The organism is Flavobacterium jejuense (assembly GCF_006491595.2).
Classification (GTDB): Bacteria; Bacteroidota; Bacteroidia; order Flavobacteriales; family Flavobacteriaceae; genus Flavobacterium; species Flavobacterium jejuense.
The window spans coordinates 35,106-51,907 of the sequence record NZ_VEVQ02000010.1 but is presented as its reverse complement, the minus strand read 5'-3'; the positions used below and the strand labels follow the sequence as shown (position 1 = coordinate 51,907).

Sequence of the window (16,802 nt, the reverse complement as noted above, 5' to 3'; positions counted from 1 at the left end):
TTTTATCTGAAATTTTTTATTTACTAAAGTTCCAAAGCTTTCTTAGGATTGTTGTCCATTAATAATTCTGCTGGATTTTCTAATGCTTCTTTAACAGCTACTAAGAATCCTACAGACTCACGACCATCAATAATTCTATGATCATAAGATAAAGCTACGAACATTACTGGAGCAATAACGATTTGTCCGTTTTTAACCACTGGTCTTTCCACGATGTTGTGCATTCCTAGAATACCAGATTGAGGAGGATTGATAATTGGTGTTGATAACATACTTCCAAAAACACCACCATTTGTAATAGTAAATGTTCCCCCTGTCATTTCGTCTACTGTAATTTGCCCATCACGAGCTCTAAGCGCTAATCTTTTTATTTCTGCTTCAACACCTCTAAAAGTAAGGTTTTCCGCATTACGCACTACAGGAACCATTAATCCTTTTGGTCCAGAAACTGCGATAGAAATATCAGCAAAATCGTACCCCACTTTATAATCACCATCCATCATTGAATTTACGTCTGGATATAATTCTAAAGCTCTTGTAACCGCTTTTGTAAAGAAAGACATGAATCCTAAACCAACACCATGTTTGTTTTTAAATTCATCTTTATATTGATTACGTAAATCATAAATAGCAGTCATGTCTACTTCATTAAAAGTAGTTAACATGGCTGTCTCATTTTTAGCAGCTACTAAACGCTCTGCTACTTTTCTACGCAACATAGATAGTTTTGTTCTTTCAGAACCTCTGTTTCCTCCTGTTGGAGTTCCCATAGAAGGCACAGCATTAGCAGCGTCCTCAGTAGTTATTCTTCCAGCTTTCCCTGTTCCTACAACATCAGATGGTTGTATGTTTTTTTCTTCTAATATTTTTCTAGCTGCTGGAGATGGAGTTCCTGAAGCATACGTTTTTTGAGTTTCAGCTGGAGCTTTAGGTGCAGAAGTTCCGGTATCTTGTTTCTTCTCTTCCACTTTAGCTTCAGTTTTAGGAGCATCTCCTTCTGGTTTTGCTGCACTAGTGTCGATTAAACAAACAACAGCTCCTACAGCCACTGCATCACCTTCTTCTGCTTTTAATGTAATTATTCCACTAGCTTCAGCTGGTAATTCTAAAGTAGCTTTATCTGAATCTACTTCAGCTATAGCTTGATCTTTTTCAACATAATCACCATCTTGTACTAACCAAGTTGCAATTTCTACTTCTGTAATTGATTCCCCTGGAGAAGGGACTTTCATTTCTAAAATCATATTCTTTTAGTTTAAAAGTTTACCCTTAGTCATTCCGAAAATTTGGAAAAGGGTTGACATTTGAATTTTTTTTATTGAACTATTGTTTTATCAAAAACCATTGCGATAGCTTTTGCTTGACGTTTTTTGGAACGTGCATAACTTCCTGCTGCTGGGGCACTATATGCTTTTGGCGAAGCCAATCTTAATTTTACTAAATCAAAATTCATTAACATATAACTATAAGCTCCCATATTTTTAGGCTCTTCTTGCGCCCAAACATAATCATCTACATTAGGATAGCTTGCTATAATTTCTTTGATTTGATTTACTGCTAATGGAAATAATTGTTCTAAACGAACAACAGCAACATCATTTCTTTCTAATTCTTCTCTTTCAGCAGTAATATCATAATAGACTTTTCCAGTACAGAAAACCAAAGATTTTATGGCTTTCTTATCCGTTATATTTGGATCATCTAAAATTTCTTGGAATTGACCGTTTGCCAATTCTTCTACTGTTGAAACTGCTAACGGATGACGCAATAAACTCTTTGGTGTAAACACAATTAATGGTTTACGGAATTTACTTTTCATCTGTCTTCTTAACAAATGGAAGAAACTGGCTGGTGTAGTACAATCTGCAACGTACATATTGTGTTTGGCACACATTTGTAAATAACGTTCCATTCTTGCAGAAGAGTGTTCTGCTCCTTGGTTTTCATAACCATGAGGTAATAACATTACCAATCCGTTTTGATTGTTCCATTTATCTTCACCTGCAGAAATATATTGATCAATCATAATTTGGGCTCCATTTGAAAAATCTCCAAATTGCGCTTCCCAAATGGTTAAAGTATTAGGAGAAGCTAAGGCATATCCATATTCAAAACCAACCACTCCATATTCTGAAAGCAGTGAGTTGTAAATATAAAAATCTCCTTTTCTGTCCTTAATATCATTTAATAAAACTACTTCTTCTTCTGAATCTTCTACTTTTATAACTGCATGACGATGGGAAAAAGTTCCTCTTTCTACATCTTGTCCAGAAATACGAACATCATAGCCTTCTTTTAATAAAGAACCATACGCTAATAATTCACCCATTGCCCAATCTAACTCATCTTTTACGAAATACATATTATTTCTATCCTTGATGATTTTTGTGATTTTGTTAATGAATTTCTTATCCGAAGGTAATTCACATATTGTTTTTGCAATTTCCGTTAAGCTATTTTTATCGAAAGAAGTATCTTGTTTTTTAAGCATCCCTTCATCAGAAACCTGCTCAAAACCAGTCCATACATTTTGCATGAAAGGCGTTATAACTGTTAAATCTTTCTTACGAGATTCTTCTAAATTTTCATCTAACTTCGCTTTGTATTTTTCTTCTAATTCTTTAACGTAATTAGCATCAATAATACCTTCACTTCTCAATTTTTCAGCATAAATATCTCTAGGATTTTTATGTTTAGAAATGGCTTTATATAAAATTGGTTGTGTAAACTTAGGTTCATCACCTTCATTATGTCCATATTTTCTATATCCTAGCAAATCAATAAAAACATCTCCACCAAATTCCATTCTATAATCTAAAGCAAATAACATTGCATGTACCACTGCTTCAGCATCATCTGCATTTACATGTAAAACTGGAGAAAGAGTAACTTTAGCCACATCCGTACAATAAGTTGATGATCTCGCGTCTAAATAATTGGTTGTAAAACCTACTTGATTATTAATCACAAGATGAATGGTTCCTCCAGTTTTATAGCCGTCTAGTTTTGCCATTTGAACAATCTCATACACTATTCCTTGACCAGCAACAGCTGCATCACCATGAAGCGCTATAGGCAACACTTTAGACGCATCATTAGGGTGATTTCTATCTTGTTTTGCTCTGGCTATACCTTCAATAACAGCTCCAACTGTTTCTAAGTGAGAAGGATTTGGTGCTAAGTTCAAATTTATTTTTTTTCCCGAATTCGTTTTTCTGTCTGATGTTAATCCCAAATGATATTTTACATCACCATCGAAATACATATCATCATCATAATCTTTTCCGTCAAATTCAGAGAAAATATTTTGTGTGTTTTTACCAAAAATATTAGCTAACACATTCAATCTTCCTCTATGAGCCATTCCCATTACAAATTGCTCCACTCCTTTTTCTGCTGCTGCTTCAATTAAAGCATCTAGAGCAGGAATTGCAGCTTCACAACCTTCTAAAGAAAAACGCTTTTGACCTACATATTTAGCATGCAAAAAAGTTTCAAAAGAAATAGCTTCATTTAATTTTCCCAAAATATTTTTCTTTTGATCTGCAGAAAAATTAGGTTGATTGTCATTAATGTCTAATCTGTTTTTAATCCATTCTTGCACTTTAGGATCTCGAATATACATGTACTCAACACCTATAGAAGAGCAATAAACACTTTCTAGGTGCTTAATTATATTTGCTAAAGTACTTGGCTGCATATTGACTATCTTGGCTGCATCGAAAACAGTATTTAAGTCTGATTGCGATAATCCAAAATTTTCAATAGCTAAAGTAGGTGAATATGTTCTTCTGTCTCTTACAGGATTTGTCTTAGTGAACAAATGTCCGCGAGTTCTATATCCTTCAATTAACTTTAGAACGTTGAACTCTTTAAGTATTTTCTCAGCATTTTCAGTAACTCCAACATTTCCATTTGCCATTGCTGACAGTTGTTCCACTGGATTTGCAAACTCATTTGCAAAATCAAACCCTTGGAAAAAACTCCTCCAGCTAGGTTCAACAGTATCTGGGTTTTGTAAATATTGATCGTATAAATCTGCGAAAAAAGCTGTATGAGCAGCATTTAAAAAGGAAAACCTATCCATATATCTTGTCTAATGACGATTTGGTTAAAAAATATTATGCAAAAGTAAAACATTTGCTATAATCTTTTAAAGAAAATTGTACTTTTATAACATAATTTTTTTAGAATCGATACTATGAAAAAGAAAAAACAAGTCTTTTTAACATTTTCTTTTATTTTAATGCTTTTTATAACCTCTTTAAGCAAAGTTAATGCGCAAGAAAACGAAACAGTTAAATCAAAAAGTATATTCTGGGAACGAGTGCAATTTGGAGGTGGTTTAGGACTTGGTTTTGGCAATGGTTATACTAACATAACTGTTGCTCCTAGTGCTATTTATAATTTTAATGAATATGTTGCTGCAGGAATAGGCACTCAGTATAGTTATGTCAACCAAAAGGGTTTTTATCAATCCAATATTTATGGAGGAAGTATTATAGCTTTATTTAATCCTATTGAAGTAATTCAGCTTTCTACTGAAATTGAACAATTACGAGTAAATACTTCTTATGACCCTTTTTATGGAGGAGATACAGATAATTTTTGGAATACTGCCTTATTTGTAGGAGCTGGATATAGAACTCAGAATGTAACACTTGGTATTCGTTATAATGTTTTATATAAAGAAAACCAAGGTGTTTATGCTGATGCTTTTATTCCTTTTATTCGAGTTTATTTTTAAAAAATGTTAAAACAATTATAGTTTTTCTGTAACACATTTAACTATGATTAACTTTTTTTTTCTACACCTAAGTCTATATTTGATACAAATAAATTTAAAACTTTAGATATGAAAAAATTAATTTTAGCTTTGACCCTATCGTTAATAGTTAACGGTCTTTATGCAGAAAATAAAAAAAAGGAAATCAAGAAAAAAGAAGTTGCTTCAGATTGCTGTACTGCAACATTAACTTACAATGGACAGTATGTTGACCATGAAACAGTATGTGGTTTTATAACTACTGGAGACAATTGTCAAGTTGCAAAAGACAAACTTCTTAAAAGACATCCAGAAGCAACATTAACTAAAGCTGAATAAAAGACTTTTATGTTAAAAATAAACCACTACAAAATAATTGTAGTGGTTTTTAATATTGTAAAAATGAAAAAAACACTTTTTTCCATACTCATATTATTAAGTTTAAAAACATTCTCTCAAACTTACGAAGTTGAATATAGTCTAGAGCAAACTGCTAAAAATATAAATCTTATTACTAATATTAAAGCCTACCTAAAAGGTAATGGCAAGTATTCTATATATGAAGAAGATTTTGAAAGGAGCAGAACAAATTCGGGAACTGATTCAGAAATCATTTCACTCAATAGAAATCCAATACTTTACAAAGAAATTTTAGAAAAAAAAATTTTCTTTAAAGACCAAATAAGATTTAATTTTTTTGATATTTTGGACTCTACTTCAGTTTTCAAGTGGGAAATTCAAAAAGATACCAAAACTATTTTAAACTACAAGTGTCAAAAAGCAGTTTGTGAATTCAGATCAAGAAAATATGAAGTATATTTCACAACTGAATTAACGTTTTCTGATGGACCATGGAAATTTTATGGCTTACCAGGATTAATACTAGAAGTTTACTCAAATGACAATGTCGCTACCTTTCATTTTATTGCGGAAAAAATAAAAATCAAGAATGAAACAGAAAATATTAAAAATCCATATATAAATAAAGAACTAATAACCTTTGATGATTATGTTAATATTTATCGAAAAAAATACGATGAATCTTTATACAGAGTAGTTAATGAAAATGGAGAAACAAGACCAATGAGTAAAGGATTTAGAGAATATTTTATACATGAATAAATATATATTTATAATATTATTTATAAATAGCATTTCATTTTCCCAAACCTTAAAAGGAACCGTAACTGACTCAGTAGGTGTTGTACCTTTCGTAAGTATACTTATTAAAGAAAAAAACAACTTAATTACTCAGTTTACTACAACTGATAATAATGGTAAATATCAAATACTATTAAAAAACAATAAAGACTCTTTATTTGTTGAAGTTTCTAATTTGTCTTATGAACCAAACATCATTTATTTAAAAGATTACACTGCTAATAATAATCAAATAACTGTAAATTTCAAACTAAATGCCAGAACAACTAAATTAAAAGAAGTTATTGTTGAAAAAAAAATACCAATTACTATTAAAAAGGATACTTTAACTTATAATCCAGAAAATTTTAAAGATGGTAGTGAAAAAGTGGTTGAAGATTTATTAAAAAAATTACCTGGTATAAAGGTAGAAGATAATGGAGAAATAAAATACAGAGGCAAAGCTATTAAAAAAATGCTTTTAGATGGTGATGATTTATTTGACTCTCAATACACTATAGGTAGCAAAAATATTAATGTTGAAATGATTGACAAAGTACAAGGAATAGAAAACTATGAAGAAAATTCTTTGTTAAAAGGAATTTCTAACTCAGACGATGTAGCTTTAAATCTTGTACTTAAAAAAGGGAAAACTGATTTTTCAGGCAATGCAAATTTAGGTTATGGTTATAAAAACATGTATAATTCCAACATTAATGGTTTAGCTATAAATAGCAAGATTAAAGGATTTGGTGTAAGCTCATTTAATAACGTAGGACAAAATAGTACCCCTTATAATTTTGATTCAGATATAATTTCAGTTGAAAACCAAAAAAATAAGAATTTAATTGCTAAAGAACTAATTAATCAAGGTAATTTCTACTCCTTTTTAGATGATAGTTTTCATAGATTAAACAACAATTTCTTCACTAGTTTAAATATACTTACAAAAGCTTATAGAAAATCTAATCTTAAAATAAATACTAGTTTCTACAGTGATAAACTGAAAAGAGTTAATGAAAATAATTCATCAATTACAACTAATAATGATGTTTTTTCAATAATTGAAAATAATAGTATTAAAAAAAAACCAACATTGTTTGATTTTAATTTTGCTTATTTAAACAATGAGAAAGAAATGTTTCATTGGAATTATATTGGTAAATTTTTCTATCAAAAAACAAATTATAATGATATTAGTTCAAACAATTCTTTTGTTCAAGAAAACACCGTCAACACAAAATCATTTTTAGTTAATCAAAATTTCAGCAGTACTTATAAAATTTCAGATAGTATAGCGTTAACATCAAATTTTACATATACAAGAAGTAAAGCTCCTCAAGATTTATATCTTACTCCAGGAACTATAATTGATTTAAACAACTCAATTATTAGTAAATTCCAAAACAGTACTTTCGATAAAGAAAATATAAATCTAAATTCATCTTTATTTTTAACTAATAAGAAAATAAAATTTGGGCTACATACATCTTTTTTTAAAACATCAACTTCCCTAATTTCTTCATTAAATGATGAATTTAACAACAGCATTGATAAAAATTATAAAAATGACAATAAATATGATTTATTACATTTTAAAATGAATCCAGTTTTTATTTTTAATAATAAGAAGTATTCATTTAAAATTGGACTTAATACTTTTTATAATAATATTTCTTTTAATAACTATATCAAAAAAACAAAAATTAACGAAGATGATCTATTAGTTTCACCTAGTTTAACTTTTATATATAGATTTAATAAAAAAAACAACACTTCTTTTAAATATTCATTCAATCAAATTTTGCCAGAGGAAGACAAACTTTTTGATGGGATTATCCAAAGAAATTATAGAAACTTTGCCTCTAACGATTTTTCACTTCAATATTTAAAAACTCATTCCTATCTAATAAATTATAATTTTAATGATTATTTTAATCTAAAACAATTCTCAATAAATTTAACTCATGATTACAGAGAAAATAATTATTTTTACAAAAGCATAATAAATCAAAACATTAGTATTTCGAATGCTTATTTTGCCAATATTGGAAATAAGGATTATGGAATAAATCTATCTGGAGAAACTTATCTCCATCCTTTAAGAACAACCATTCAAATGAGTAGCAACTATTCTTTATCTTTTGACAAGAATATCATTAATAATTCTGAATTAAGAGATATTCTTGGAAAAACATTTTATTCACAACTAACTGCAAGAACAGGTTTTAATTCAAAAATAAATTTTTCAAATAAAATTTCTTTTATAAATAACTCATTTGAAGTTAAAAAAACTGCAATAAAAAATAATTTCAATAGCTTAACCGATCAATTTAAGATAATGTATAGAAATAATGCTAAAAACTTTAAAGTGGATTTTATAAGTAATTTTATTTCTCCTGATTTAAATCAAAATAATAATTATGTCTTTCTTGAAACTGAAATAAGTCACACTCCAAAGAATAAAAAAATTAGTTACTCCTTAATTGGAAAAAATTTAACTAATAATAAAACATTTGAAACAAAAAGCGTTTCTGATTATTCAAGCTCTATCAGTTCACACAATTTAATATCGAGGTATTTAATGTTAAAAGTTACATTCGGTTTCTAAACCAAACCTTTTGCCATTCCCTTTTTAGAATAAGAAAGGTAACTTGTTCTGCAAGTTCAACTAAATCAGAACCGTCTAGTTTCATAATTTCGCTTTCAGAAACATCAATTATATAGAGTAAATTAAGATATTCGGCAAATTTATATTGAATCAGTTTGTATATTTTTTCATGAACCAATTCTTTAAACTGGAATGGAAAAATATCCAAAGGAATATCAACAGGTTCATTTGCCAAAGCAAAATCCTTGTTCGTTTGTTCAATCAGTTTAAAATACAAGTGATTTTCTTCTGACTGATTAATTAAGTCATCAATATTAACTGGTGGTTGGTACATACATTTTCTAGTTCAATTTCAATAACAATTTCACAAACCAAATTCAAAACTAAAATTGACTTTTGAAACTAAATTTACTATTCTACACATTTCTTTTCATTAGTTTTTCTCCAAAAGCTCTCAAAATATTCTTTTTATCATTGGAAACATCCATTTTATCTAATGTTTCAAATGCTTTCATGGTATAATTCTTAATTGCTTCTTGAGTAGCATTAGCTGCACCTGAACTCATAAAAATATCTTTTACTGAATCAATTTTATTTATGTTATCGTTAGGTTGAATAGAAAACAAATGCAATAGCTGTTCTTTATCTTCTTCTTCGCTAAATTCTAATGCTTTTAAATACAAATACGTTTTCTTATTCTCTATAATATCTCCTCCAACTTGTTTACCAAAAGTCTCTGGATCTCCAAAAGCATCTAAATAATCATCTTGTAATTGAAAGGCAATTCCTAAGTTTAATCCAAAATCATATATTAGATTAGCATTTTCATTTGAAGTTTCCGAAACTATTGCTCCCATCTTCATTGCTGCACCTACTAGAACAGCCGTTTTATATTCAATCATTTTTAAATATTCAGGAATAGTAACATCATCTCTTGTTTCAAAATCAACATCATACTGTTGTCCTTCACAAACTTCTAAAGCTGTTTTACTGAATAATTTTGCTAATTTCTGAAAAACAGTTGGTTCATAGCTTTCAAAAAATTGGTATGCCAATATTAACATAGCATCACCAGAAAGAATACCCGTATTTAAATCCCATTTTTCATGAACCGTTTGATTCCCTCTTCTTAGTGGTGCATCATCCATAATATCGTCATGAATTAATGAAAAGTTATGAAAAACCTCAACTGCTGTTGCTGCATTAATTGCTTTTTCATAGGAAGCATTAAAAATTTCTGCAGTCATTAAAGTTAAAACAGGTCGCATTCTTTTTCCTCCTAACGAAAGAATATAATCTATAGGCTCATATAAATTTTTTGGGTCTTTAATCGTTTTTAAATGGTCAAAATGATTGTTTATAATTTCTTGATATTGGCTAATTGTGTGCATTGTAAATAATAAAGATTCTTCTACAAAAGTAAGTTTTTTATTTTGAGAATTAATCATATTAATTAATAAGAATACGCTTCTTAAGTTAATGTTAAATTTATGTAAAAACTTAGGAAACTTTTTTTGTATTAAAAGTTTCCGTTCTATATTTGCACAGAATTTAAAGCAACATATTTAAAATGAATTTAAAAAACCTATGAAAGATCAAATTTTAGATAAAGCAACAGACATGTTCCTTACACTTGGATTCAAGAGTGTAACCATGGATGATATTGCTTCTGAAATGGGAATTTCTAAAAAAACCATCTATCAGCATTTTTCAAACAAAGATAGTTTAGTGAAAGCCTCCACAAGTAACTTATTTGAAAAAATTTCATGTGGAATTGATGATATAATTTTAGCTGACAAAAATCCAATAGAAGAACTTTTTGCTATTAAAGATTTTGTAGTACAGAATTTAAAAGATGAAAACACTTCACCTATTTATCAATTACAAAAGTATTATCCAAGAATTCACAAATCTTTAACGATAAAACAGTTCGAAAAAATGGGAAGTTGTGTAGTCGAAAATCTAGAAAAAGGCATCTCTTTAGGATTATTTAGGAAGGATATCGACAAGGAATTGATTAGTCGCTTCTATTTTGCAGGAATGACTAGTATTAAAGATGTAGAAATTTTCAACCCAAAAAACTTTAGGCCAAGAGAAGTACAATTAAAATACTTAGAATACCATTTAAGAGGTATTTGCACGCCAAAAGGAATAGACGTTTTAACAAATATAATAACCAATAACTAAAAAATGAAACATAAGATTGTAATACTCATATTACTTTTTGTAAGTTTTGTAAATGCTCAAGAAGAGAAGAAAGAATATTCTTTTACACTTCAAGAAGCAATAAATTATGCTATACAAAACAATTACAAAGCAATTAATGCAGGTAGAGACATAGAAGCTGCAAAACAAAAAAAATGGGAAACAACCGCTAGTGGTTTACCTCAAATCAATGGAACTGTAGGGTATCAAAATAATATTGTTATTCAAAAATCAGTAGTACCTGCTGAATTTTTTGGTGGAAACCCAGGTGAGTTTGCGGAAGTAGAATTCGGAACCAAACACAATATGAATGCAAGTGCTTCTTTGAGTCAATTAATATTTGATGGTTCATACATTGTGGCATTACAAGCCTCAAAAACATACTTACAATATTATCAGAATTACAAGGTTAAGACTGACAATGACATTAGAGAAATGGTTACTAACTATTATGGGAATGTTTTGTTAGCTAAAGAAAACATTGCTATTTTAGAAAAAAACAAAGCAACTCTAGAAAAAAACTTGTTTGACGCTCAAGAAACATATAAAAATGGTTTGATTGAGGAAGAAAGTGTTGAACAGCTTCAAATTACATTAGCTTCAATTAGTAGTAGCTTAAGTAACACCACTCGTTTAATTGACATTTCTACTAAAATGTTAAAGATTACGCTTGGTTTAGATATTGAAGATCAATTAACACTAACTGAAAACTTAGATGATTTGACTGCCAAAAAAGTAGACTTAACTTTTGGAAGCGATTCTTTTAATGTTCAAAATAATATTGAATATCAAATTGCTGAGAATTTTAAAGAACAAAGAAGATTAGAATACAAATTACAAAGAGCTGCTTATTTACCAACTCTTTCAGCTACTGCAAATTTTGGTTATAATACCTTTTCTAACGAGTTCACCTTCTTACAACAAGATCAAAAATGGTTTAATTTTTCAACTATAGGAGTAAATTTAAATGTTCCTATTTTTAGTAGTTTTGGAAAAAGAGCCAAAAGTCAACAAGCAAAAATCGCTTTAGAACAAGCTGAGACTCAATTAACAGAAGCTGAACAAATGCTTAAACTTCAATTCGAATCTGCAAAAAGCGATTATGAATATAGTATTGAACAATATGCTACTTCAAAATCAAATTTAAAATTGGCAGAGCGTATAGAAAACAAACAACAAATTAAATTTAAAGAAGGACTTTCTACAAGTTTTGAGTTTACTGAAGCACAACGTCAACTTTATTCTGCGCAACAAAGTTATCTTCAATCCATGATTGATGTAATTAATAAAAAAACAACTTTAGATAAAATAACAAACCAACAATAATACTTTCTTAAAATGAAAAATATATATATTACTCTAATCGTTTCACTTGTACTACTTTCTTGTGGTGGTGATAAAAAGAACTCAACTGCTGCTGTAATTGAAAAAGGAAACTTAGAACAATTAAGAGCAAAAAGAGGAGAATTAGTAGCTCAATCAGATGCTATTGTTAAAGAATTAGCTTTATTAGATGATGCTATTGGTAAACTAGACGAAAACCATAAATTAGCATTAATTACTACAATACCTGTAAAAGACACTATTTTCAATCACTATCTTGAACTTCAAGCAACTGTTCAAACAAAAGAAAACATTGTATTAAATGCAGAATTTGCTGGTGTTTTACAACAAGTATATGTTAAGGAAGGACAAAAAGTATCAAAAGGTCAAACATTAGCTAAAATAGATGATGGTGGGTTAAGTTCGCAATTAGCTCAAATGGAAACTCAAGCTGCTTTAGCAAAAACAACTTTTGAAAGACAACAAAATCTTTGGAATCAAAAAATAGGTTCTGAAATTCAATATCTACAAGCTAAAACAAACTATGAAGCACAATTGAAAGCAGTTTCTCAAATGAAGTCTCAAGTTGGAAAAACAATTGTTAGAGCTCCTTTTTCTGGAACTATAGACGATATTATTACTGACAAAGGGAGTGTAGTTAGCCCAGGAAGTCCTATTATGAGAATCGTAAACTTAGGCAATATGTATCTTGAAGCTGAAGTTCCTGAAAAAAACATAGCTACTGTTAAAAAAGGAACAGATGTAATTGTAGATTTTCCAATTTTAGGCGAAACTATTAATGCTAAAGTTACTCAAGCAAGCAACTATATTAATCCGGAGAATAGATCTTTTAATATCCAAATAAATATTCCTAGTAAAAACGGACAAATAAAACCCAATTTAACTTCGAAAGTTCAAATTAAAGATTATTCAAATCCTAAAACAATCATTGTACCTATTAGTATTATTTCTGAAAATGCTGATGGAGAACAATATCTTTATGTAGCTGAAAATGTAACCAAAGATGGTCAGGCTGTAGCCAAAAAAGTAATTGTAAAAACAGGATTGTCTCAAGGTAATTATATTGAAATAACTGAAGGAATTAAAGACGGAAACTTAGTCATTAGTGAAGGAGCTCGTAGTGTTAAAGACGGACAAAAAGTATCCATAATAAAATAAGTAAAGAATGAGTACTACAAACACCAATAAAGAATTTAAACTATCATCATGGGCCATCGAAAATAAGATGACCATATATGTAGCGATGGTAATGTTCTTATTTTTAGGTCTTTCGGCTTATTATAGTATGCCAAGAGAGGATTTTCCTGAAATTAAAGAAACAAAAATATACATTAGCACGGTTTATCCTGGAAATACGGCTGAAGATATCGAACGTCTTATTATTGATCCATTAGAAGACGAAATAAGAAATGTTAGTAATGTCGTTAAAGTATTATCTACTTCTCAAGAAGATTATGGGATAATTACAGTAGAATTTGACGAGAAAATCACCGTTGAAGCAGCTAAACAAAAAGTTAAAGACAAGATAGATACAAAAATTGGAGGAGAAGACTGGCCAACCTTTAATGGTGCTAAAGTCGAACCTAATGTTTTTGATTTAAATCTTTCGGAAGAAGTTCCTATCTTAAATATTAACATTCAAGGAGATTATCCTGTAGATAAATTAAAAGTTTTTGGAGAATATCTTGAAGATGAGATTGAAGCTTTAGATGAAATCAAACAAGTTGATATTCGTGGAGCTCAAGAAAAAGAAGTTGAAGTAGCCGTTGACATTTACAAAATGATGGCTTCTAAAGTGAGTTTTGATGATGTAATCAATGCTATTAGAAATGGAAATGTTACCATGTCTGCTGGAAACTTAATTGCTAATGGTCAAAGAAGAACGATTAGAATTTTGGGAGAAGTGGAACAGCCTAATGATTTAGAAAACTTTGTAGTAAAAACTCAAGGTGGTGCCGTCTATCTAAAAGATATTGCAAAAGTTACCTTCAAAGATGTTGACAAAACCACTTACGCAAGAGAATTTGGTAAAAGTGTTGTGATGCTAGACGTTAAAAAACGTGCTGGTAAAAACATGATTGAAGCCACTGAAAAAATTAGAGAAATTGTTAAAAAGGCTGAAGAAAACTATTTCCCAAAAGACTTAAAATTAACATTAGCGAACGACCAATCATCTAGAACCTTAAATCAAGTAGATGACTTAGTAAACAATATTATTTTTGGTATCATACTAGTGGTTGGTGTCTTGATGTTCTTCTTAGGTTTTAGAAATGCACTTTTCGTAGGTTTTGCAATTCCTATGTCTATGTTCATGTCATTTATGATTCTTAATTTAATGGGATACACCATGAATACCATGATTCTATTCGGATTGATTATGGGACTTGGAATGCTCGTTGATAATGGAATTGTAGTTGTAGAAAATGTATACCGACTCATGGAAGATGAAGGCATGAGCAGGATTGAAGCAGCTAAAAAAGGAATTGGTGAAATTGCATTACCAATTATAATTTCTACTGCTACAACAGTTGCTGCCTTTGTACCACTAGGTTTATGGCCAGGAGTAATGGGTCAATTTATGAAATATTTCCCGATAACTTTATCAGTTGTATTAGGTTCCTCTCTTTTTGTAGCTATCTTTTTTAACTCAGTATTAGTATCCCAATTTATGGATATTAATGAAAAAATATTGTCTAGAAAAGCATTAATTAGATTGAGTATTATACTTATCGGAATAGGGGTTTTTATTGTAATATTTGGTGGAGCTGTGAGAGCATTAGGTTCTGTAATGATTTTTACAGCTATTATGTTCTGGTTGTATAAATATGTAGTTAAAGGTTGGACAACGTCCTTTCAAAATAAAGTTTTAACAAAATGGGAAAACTGGTATGAAAGTGGTTTAAAATTCTTTTTATCTGGCAGAAAACCTTTCGTTGTTGTAATAGGAATGTTTATTATGTTCTTACTAGTTCTTGGATTATATTTTGGATGGAGTGTAGGAAGTGGTCGAACAAAAGTAGAGTTCTTTCCAGATAACACTCCTAATCAAATTATTGTTTATATTGAATACCCTCAGGGAACAGATATTAATAAAACAAATGAAATTACCACATCGATAGAAAAAAGAGTATATGCCGTTTTGAACGAAAAAATAGGAGAAGATGAAATTATCAATCCAGAAGACAAAACCAACTATTTAGTTGAAAGTGCTGTTTCTCAAGTAGGTGAAGGAGCTGGAAATCCTCAAACGGATGGAGGATCAACTGCAGAAATGCCTCACAAGGGAAAGATTACTATTTCCATGAGAGAATTCAAATTCAGAAACGGTTTAAATTCGGAAGATTTACGTAAAAAAGTACAAGCTGCTTTAAAAGACATCTATCCTGGTGTTTCGATTTCGGTCGAAAAAGATGCAGTAGGTCCACCCGCAGGATATCCTATCAATATAGAAATTAAAGGAAACGATTATACTGAATTAATTACTACTGCTGAAAGAATGAAAGACTTCTTAACGACAAAAAACATTCCTGGTGTAGATGAGTTAAAAGTAGATGTAAATAAAGGAAAACCTGCTATGAAAGTAGTTGTAGATAGAGCTAAAGCAGGAGAAATGGGTGTTTCAGCTGGACAAGTTGGAAATCAATTACGTCGTTCTATTTTTGGAGAGAAAGCAGGTATCTATAAAAACGATGGTGAAGATTATGATATTTATGTGCGTTTTAATGAAGAAAATAGATATAACAAAAGTGCTATTTTTAATCAAAATATAACTTTTAGAGATATGGCTTCTGGCCAAATTAAAGAAATTCCAGTTTCTACGGTAGCCTCTCAGAAGAACACTTCTTCTTTCAGTGCTATCAAACACAAACAATACGAACGAGTTGTTATTTTATATTCGGCATTATCACCAGGTTTTACTGATGCAGGAGCTGTTGTAGCTCAAATTCAAGCAGAAATGGGTAATTTTGATGCTCCTAAAACAGTAGAATTTGATTATACAGGACAATTAGAGGAACAAGGAAAACAAATGGCTTTCTTAATGGGAGCATTAGTAACAGGATTATTCTTAATCTTTTTAATATTAATTATTCAATTTAACTCTGTCTCAAGACCAGGAATTATTATGGTGGCAGTATTTTTAAGTTTCATTGGTGTATTTTTAGGATTAATGATAACTGGGTGGCCTTTCGTAATTATGATGACAATGATGGGAATTATTTCTTTGGCAGGAATTGTGGTAAATAATGGTGTGGTTTTACTCGATTATACCGATTTATTAATTGCTAGAAGAAAAGAAGAACTAGATCTTCCAAAAGAAGCTCAGTTAAGCAAAGAGGATATTTTTAATGCCATTGTTACTGGTGGAAAAGCACGTTTACGTCCAGTTTTATTAACAGCTATTACAACTGTATTAGGATTAATTCCTCTAGCAATTGGTTTCAACATCGATTTCTTTAGCCTATTTGCAACTGGAAATCCTCATATTTATATGGGTGGAGATAATGTTATTTTCTGGGGACCATTAGCATGGACAGTAATCTTTGGGTTAATCTTTGCTACTTTCCTTACTTTAATTGTGGTTCCTGTTTTATTCTATTTGGTTAACCTTTTAAAAATTTGGTTTAGAAACAGAAAACAACAGATTGAAGAAGTAATGGAATAATTTCCAATTTTATATACAAACAAAAATGCTCCGAATTAATTGGAGCATTTTTTTTATTTTATAGCTTATTTCTC

The 16,802-nt window shown here is 29.8% G+C and carries 12 protein-coding genes; 8 read left to right on the top strand and 4 right to left on the bottom strand.

The annotated features are described in order from the left end of the window. Positions 1-23: 23 nt before the first annotated feature. Together odhB and FIA58_RS14940 are read right to left on the bottom strand one after the other, a co-directional pair. A complete protein-coding gene (odhB, locus tag FIA58_RS14945; RefSeq protein WP_140963297.1) occupies positions 24-1,244 on the bottom strand; it encodes a 2-oxoglutarate dehydrogenase complex dihydrolipoyllysine-residue succinyltransferase in 1,221 nt (406 codons plus the stop codon). A gap of 71 nt (positions 1,245-1,315) precedes the next feature. Then, positions 1,316-4,087: a 2-oxoglutarate dehydrogenase E1 component gene (locus FIA58_RS14940; protein ID WP_140963296.1), complete on the bottom strand. Its 2,772-nt coding sequence runs from the start codon at positions 4,085-4,087 to the stop codon at positions 1,316-1,318. A 114-nt stretch (positions 4,088-4,201) separates the two neighbouring features. Between FIA58_RS14940 and FIA58_RS14935 the strand changes: the two genes are divergently transcribed. The 4 genes from FIA58_RS14935 to FIA58_RS14920 all read left to right on the top strand — a co-directional run bounded on the left by FIA58_RS14935 (position 4,202) and on the right by FIA58_RS14920 (position 8,516). After that, entirely contained in the window at positions 4,202-4,747 is a 546-nt protein-coding gene (locus FIA58_RS14935) for a hypothetical protein (RefSeq protein WP_140963295.1), read from the top strand. A 108-nt stretch (positions 4,748-4,855) separates the two neighbouring features. Next, on the top strand, positions 4,856-5,104 hold the full coding sequence (locus tag FIA58_RS14930) for a hypothetical protein (protein WP_140963294.1): 249 nt from the start codon (positions 4,856-4,858) through the stop codon (positions 5,102-5,104). A gap of 63 nt (positions 5,105-5,167) precedes the next feature. Continuing rightward, entirely contained in the window at positions 5,168-5,887 is a 720-nt protein-coding gene (locus FIA58_RS14925; RefSeq protein WP_208022818.1) for a GLPGLI family protein, read from the top strand. Beyond that, positions 5,880-8,516, top strand: a complete 2,637-nt coding sequence (locus FIA58_RS14920; protein ID WP_140963292.1) for a carboxypeptidase-like regulatory domain-containing protein — start codon at positions 5,880-5,882, stop codon at positions 8,514-8,516. Before FIA58_RS14925 ends, FIA58_RS14920 begins: the two co-directional genes overlap by 8 nt. On the opposite strand, the gene FIA58_RS14915 is transcribed toward FIA58_RS14920, so the two are convergent. Beyond that, positions 8,500-8,850 carry a hypothetical protein gene (locus FIA58_RS14915; RefSeq protein ID WP_140963291.1) on the bottom strand — a complete coding sequence of 117 codons (351 nt, stop codon included), beginning with the start codon at positions 8,848-8,850 and terminating at the stop codon, positions 8,500-8,502. The genes FIA58_RS14920 and FIA58_RS14915 overlap by 17 nt on opposite strands. 82 nt (positions 8,851-8,932) lie before the next feature. Beyond that, positions 8,933-9,907 carry a polyprenyl synthetase family protein gene (locus FIA58_RS14910; RefSeq protein ID WP_140963385.1) on the bottom strand — a complete coding sequence of 325 codons (975 nt, stop codon included), beginning with the start codon at positions 9,905-9,907 and terminating at the stop codon, positions 8,933-8,935. Positions 9,908-10,103: 196 nt separating this feature from the next. Here FIA58_RS14910 and FIA58_RS14905 point away from each other — a divergent pair, with 196 nt between their 5' ends. The 4 genes from FIA58_RS14905 to FIA58_RS14890 are packed head-to-tail and all read left to right on the top strand — an operon-like array spanning position 10,104 to position 16,728. Further along, complete coding sequence (locus FIA58_RS14905; protein ID WP_140963290.1) at positions 10,104-10,703, top strand: TetR/AcrR family transcriptional regulator; 600 nt, start codon at positions 10,104-10,106, stop codon at positions 10,701-10,703. A gap of 3 nt (positions 10,704-10,706) precedes the next feature. Next, on the top strand, positions 10,707-12,047 hold the full coding sequence (locus tag FIA58_RS14900) for a TolC family protein (protein WP_140963289.1): 1,341 nt from the start codon (positions 10,707-10,709) through the stop codon (positions 12,045-12,047). A 12-nt stretch (positions 12,048-12,059) separates the two neighbouring features. Next, positions 12,060-13,223 (top strand): efflux RND transporter periplasmic adaptor subunit, encoded by a 1,164-nt coding sequence (locus FIA58_RS14895; RefSeq protein WP_140963288.1) that lies wholly within the window; start codon positions 12,060-12,062, stop codon positions 13,221-13,223. 7 nt (positions 13,224-13,230) lie between these two features. After that, a complete protein-coding gene (locus tag FIA58_RS14890; RefSeq protein WP_140963287.1) occupies positions 13,231-16,728 on the top strand; it encodes an efflux RND transporter permease subunit in 3,498 nt (1,165 codons plus the stop codon). Positions 16,729-16,802 lie beyond the last annotated feature (74 nt).

Coding starts and splice junctions, on each gene's coding strand:
- odhB (WP_140963297.1), bottom strand. CDS start 1,244: ATGATTTTAGAAATGAAAGTCCCTTCTCCAGGGGAATCAATTACAGAA.
- FIA58_RS14940 (WP_140963296.1), bottom strand. CDS start 4,087: ATGGATAGGTTTTCCTTTTTAAATGCTGCTCATACAGCTTTTTTCGCA.
- FIA58_RS14935 (WP_140963295.1), top strand. CDS start 4,202: ATGAAAAAGAAAAAACAAGTCTTTTTAACATTTTCTTTTATTTTAATG.
- FIA58_RS14930 (WP_140963294.1), top strand. CDS start 4,856: ATGAAAAAATTAATTTTAGCTTTGACCCTATCGTTAATAGTTAACGGT.
- FIA58_RS14925 (WP_208022818.1), top strand. CDS start 5,168: ATGAAAAAAACACTTTTTTCCATACTCATATTATTAAGTTTAAAAACA.
- FIA58_RS14920 (WP_140963292.1), top strand. CDS start 5,880: ATGAATAAATATATATTTATAATATTATTTATAAATAGCATTTCATTT.
- FIA58_RS14915 (WP_140963291.1), bottom strand. CDS start 8,850: ATGTACCAACCACCAGTTAATATTGATGACTTAATTAATCAGTCAGAA.
- FIA58_RS14910 (WP_140963385.1), bottom strand. CDS start 9,907: ATGCACACAATTAGCCAATATCAAGAAATTATAAACAATCATTTTGAC.
- FIA58_RS14905 (WP_140963290.1), top strand. CDS start 10,104: ATGAAAGATCAAATTTTAGATAAAGCAACAGACATGTTCCTTACACTT.
- FIA58_RS14900 (WP_140963289.1), top strand. CDS start 10,707: ATGAAACATAAGATTGTAATACTCATATTACTTTTTGTAAGTTTTGTA.
- FIA58_RS14895 (WP_140963288.1), top strand. CDS start 12,060: ATGAAAAATATATATATTACTCTAATCGTTTCACTTGTACTACTTTCT.
- FIA58_RS14890 (WP_140963287.1), top strand. CDS start 13,231: ATGAGTACTACAAACACCAATAAAGAATTTAAACTATCATCATGGGCC.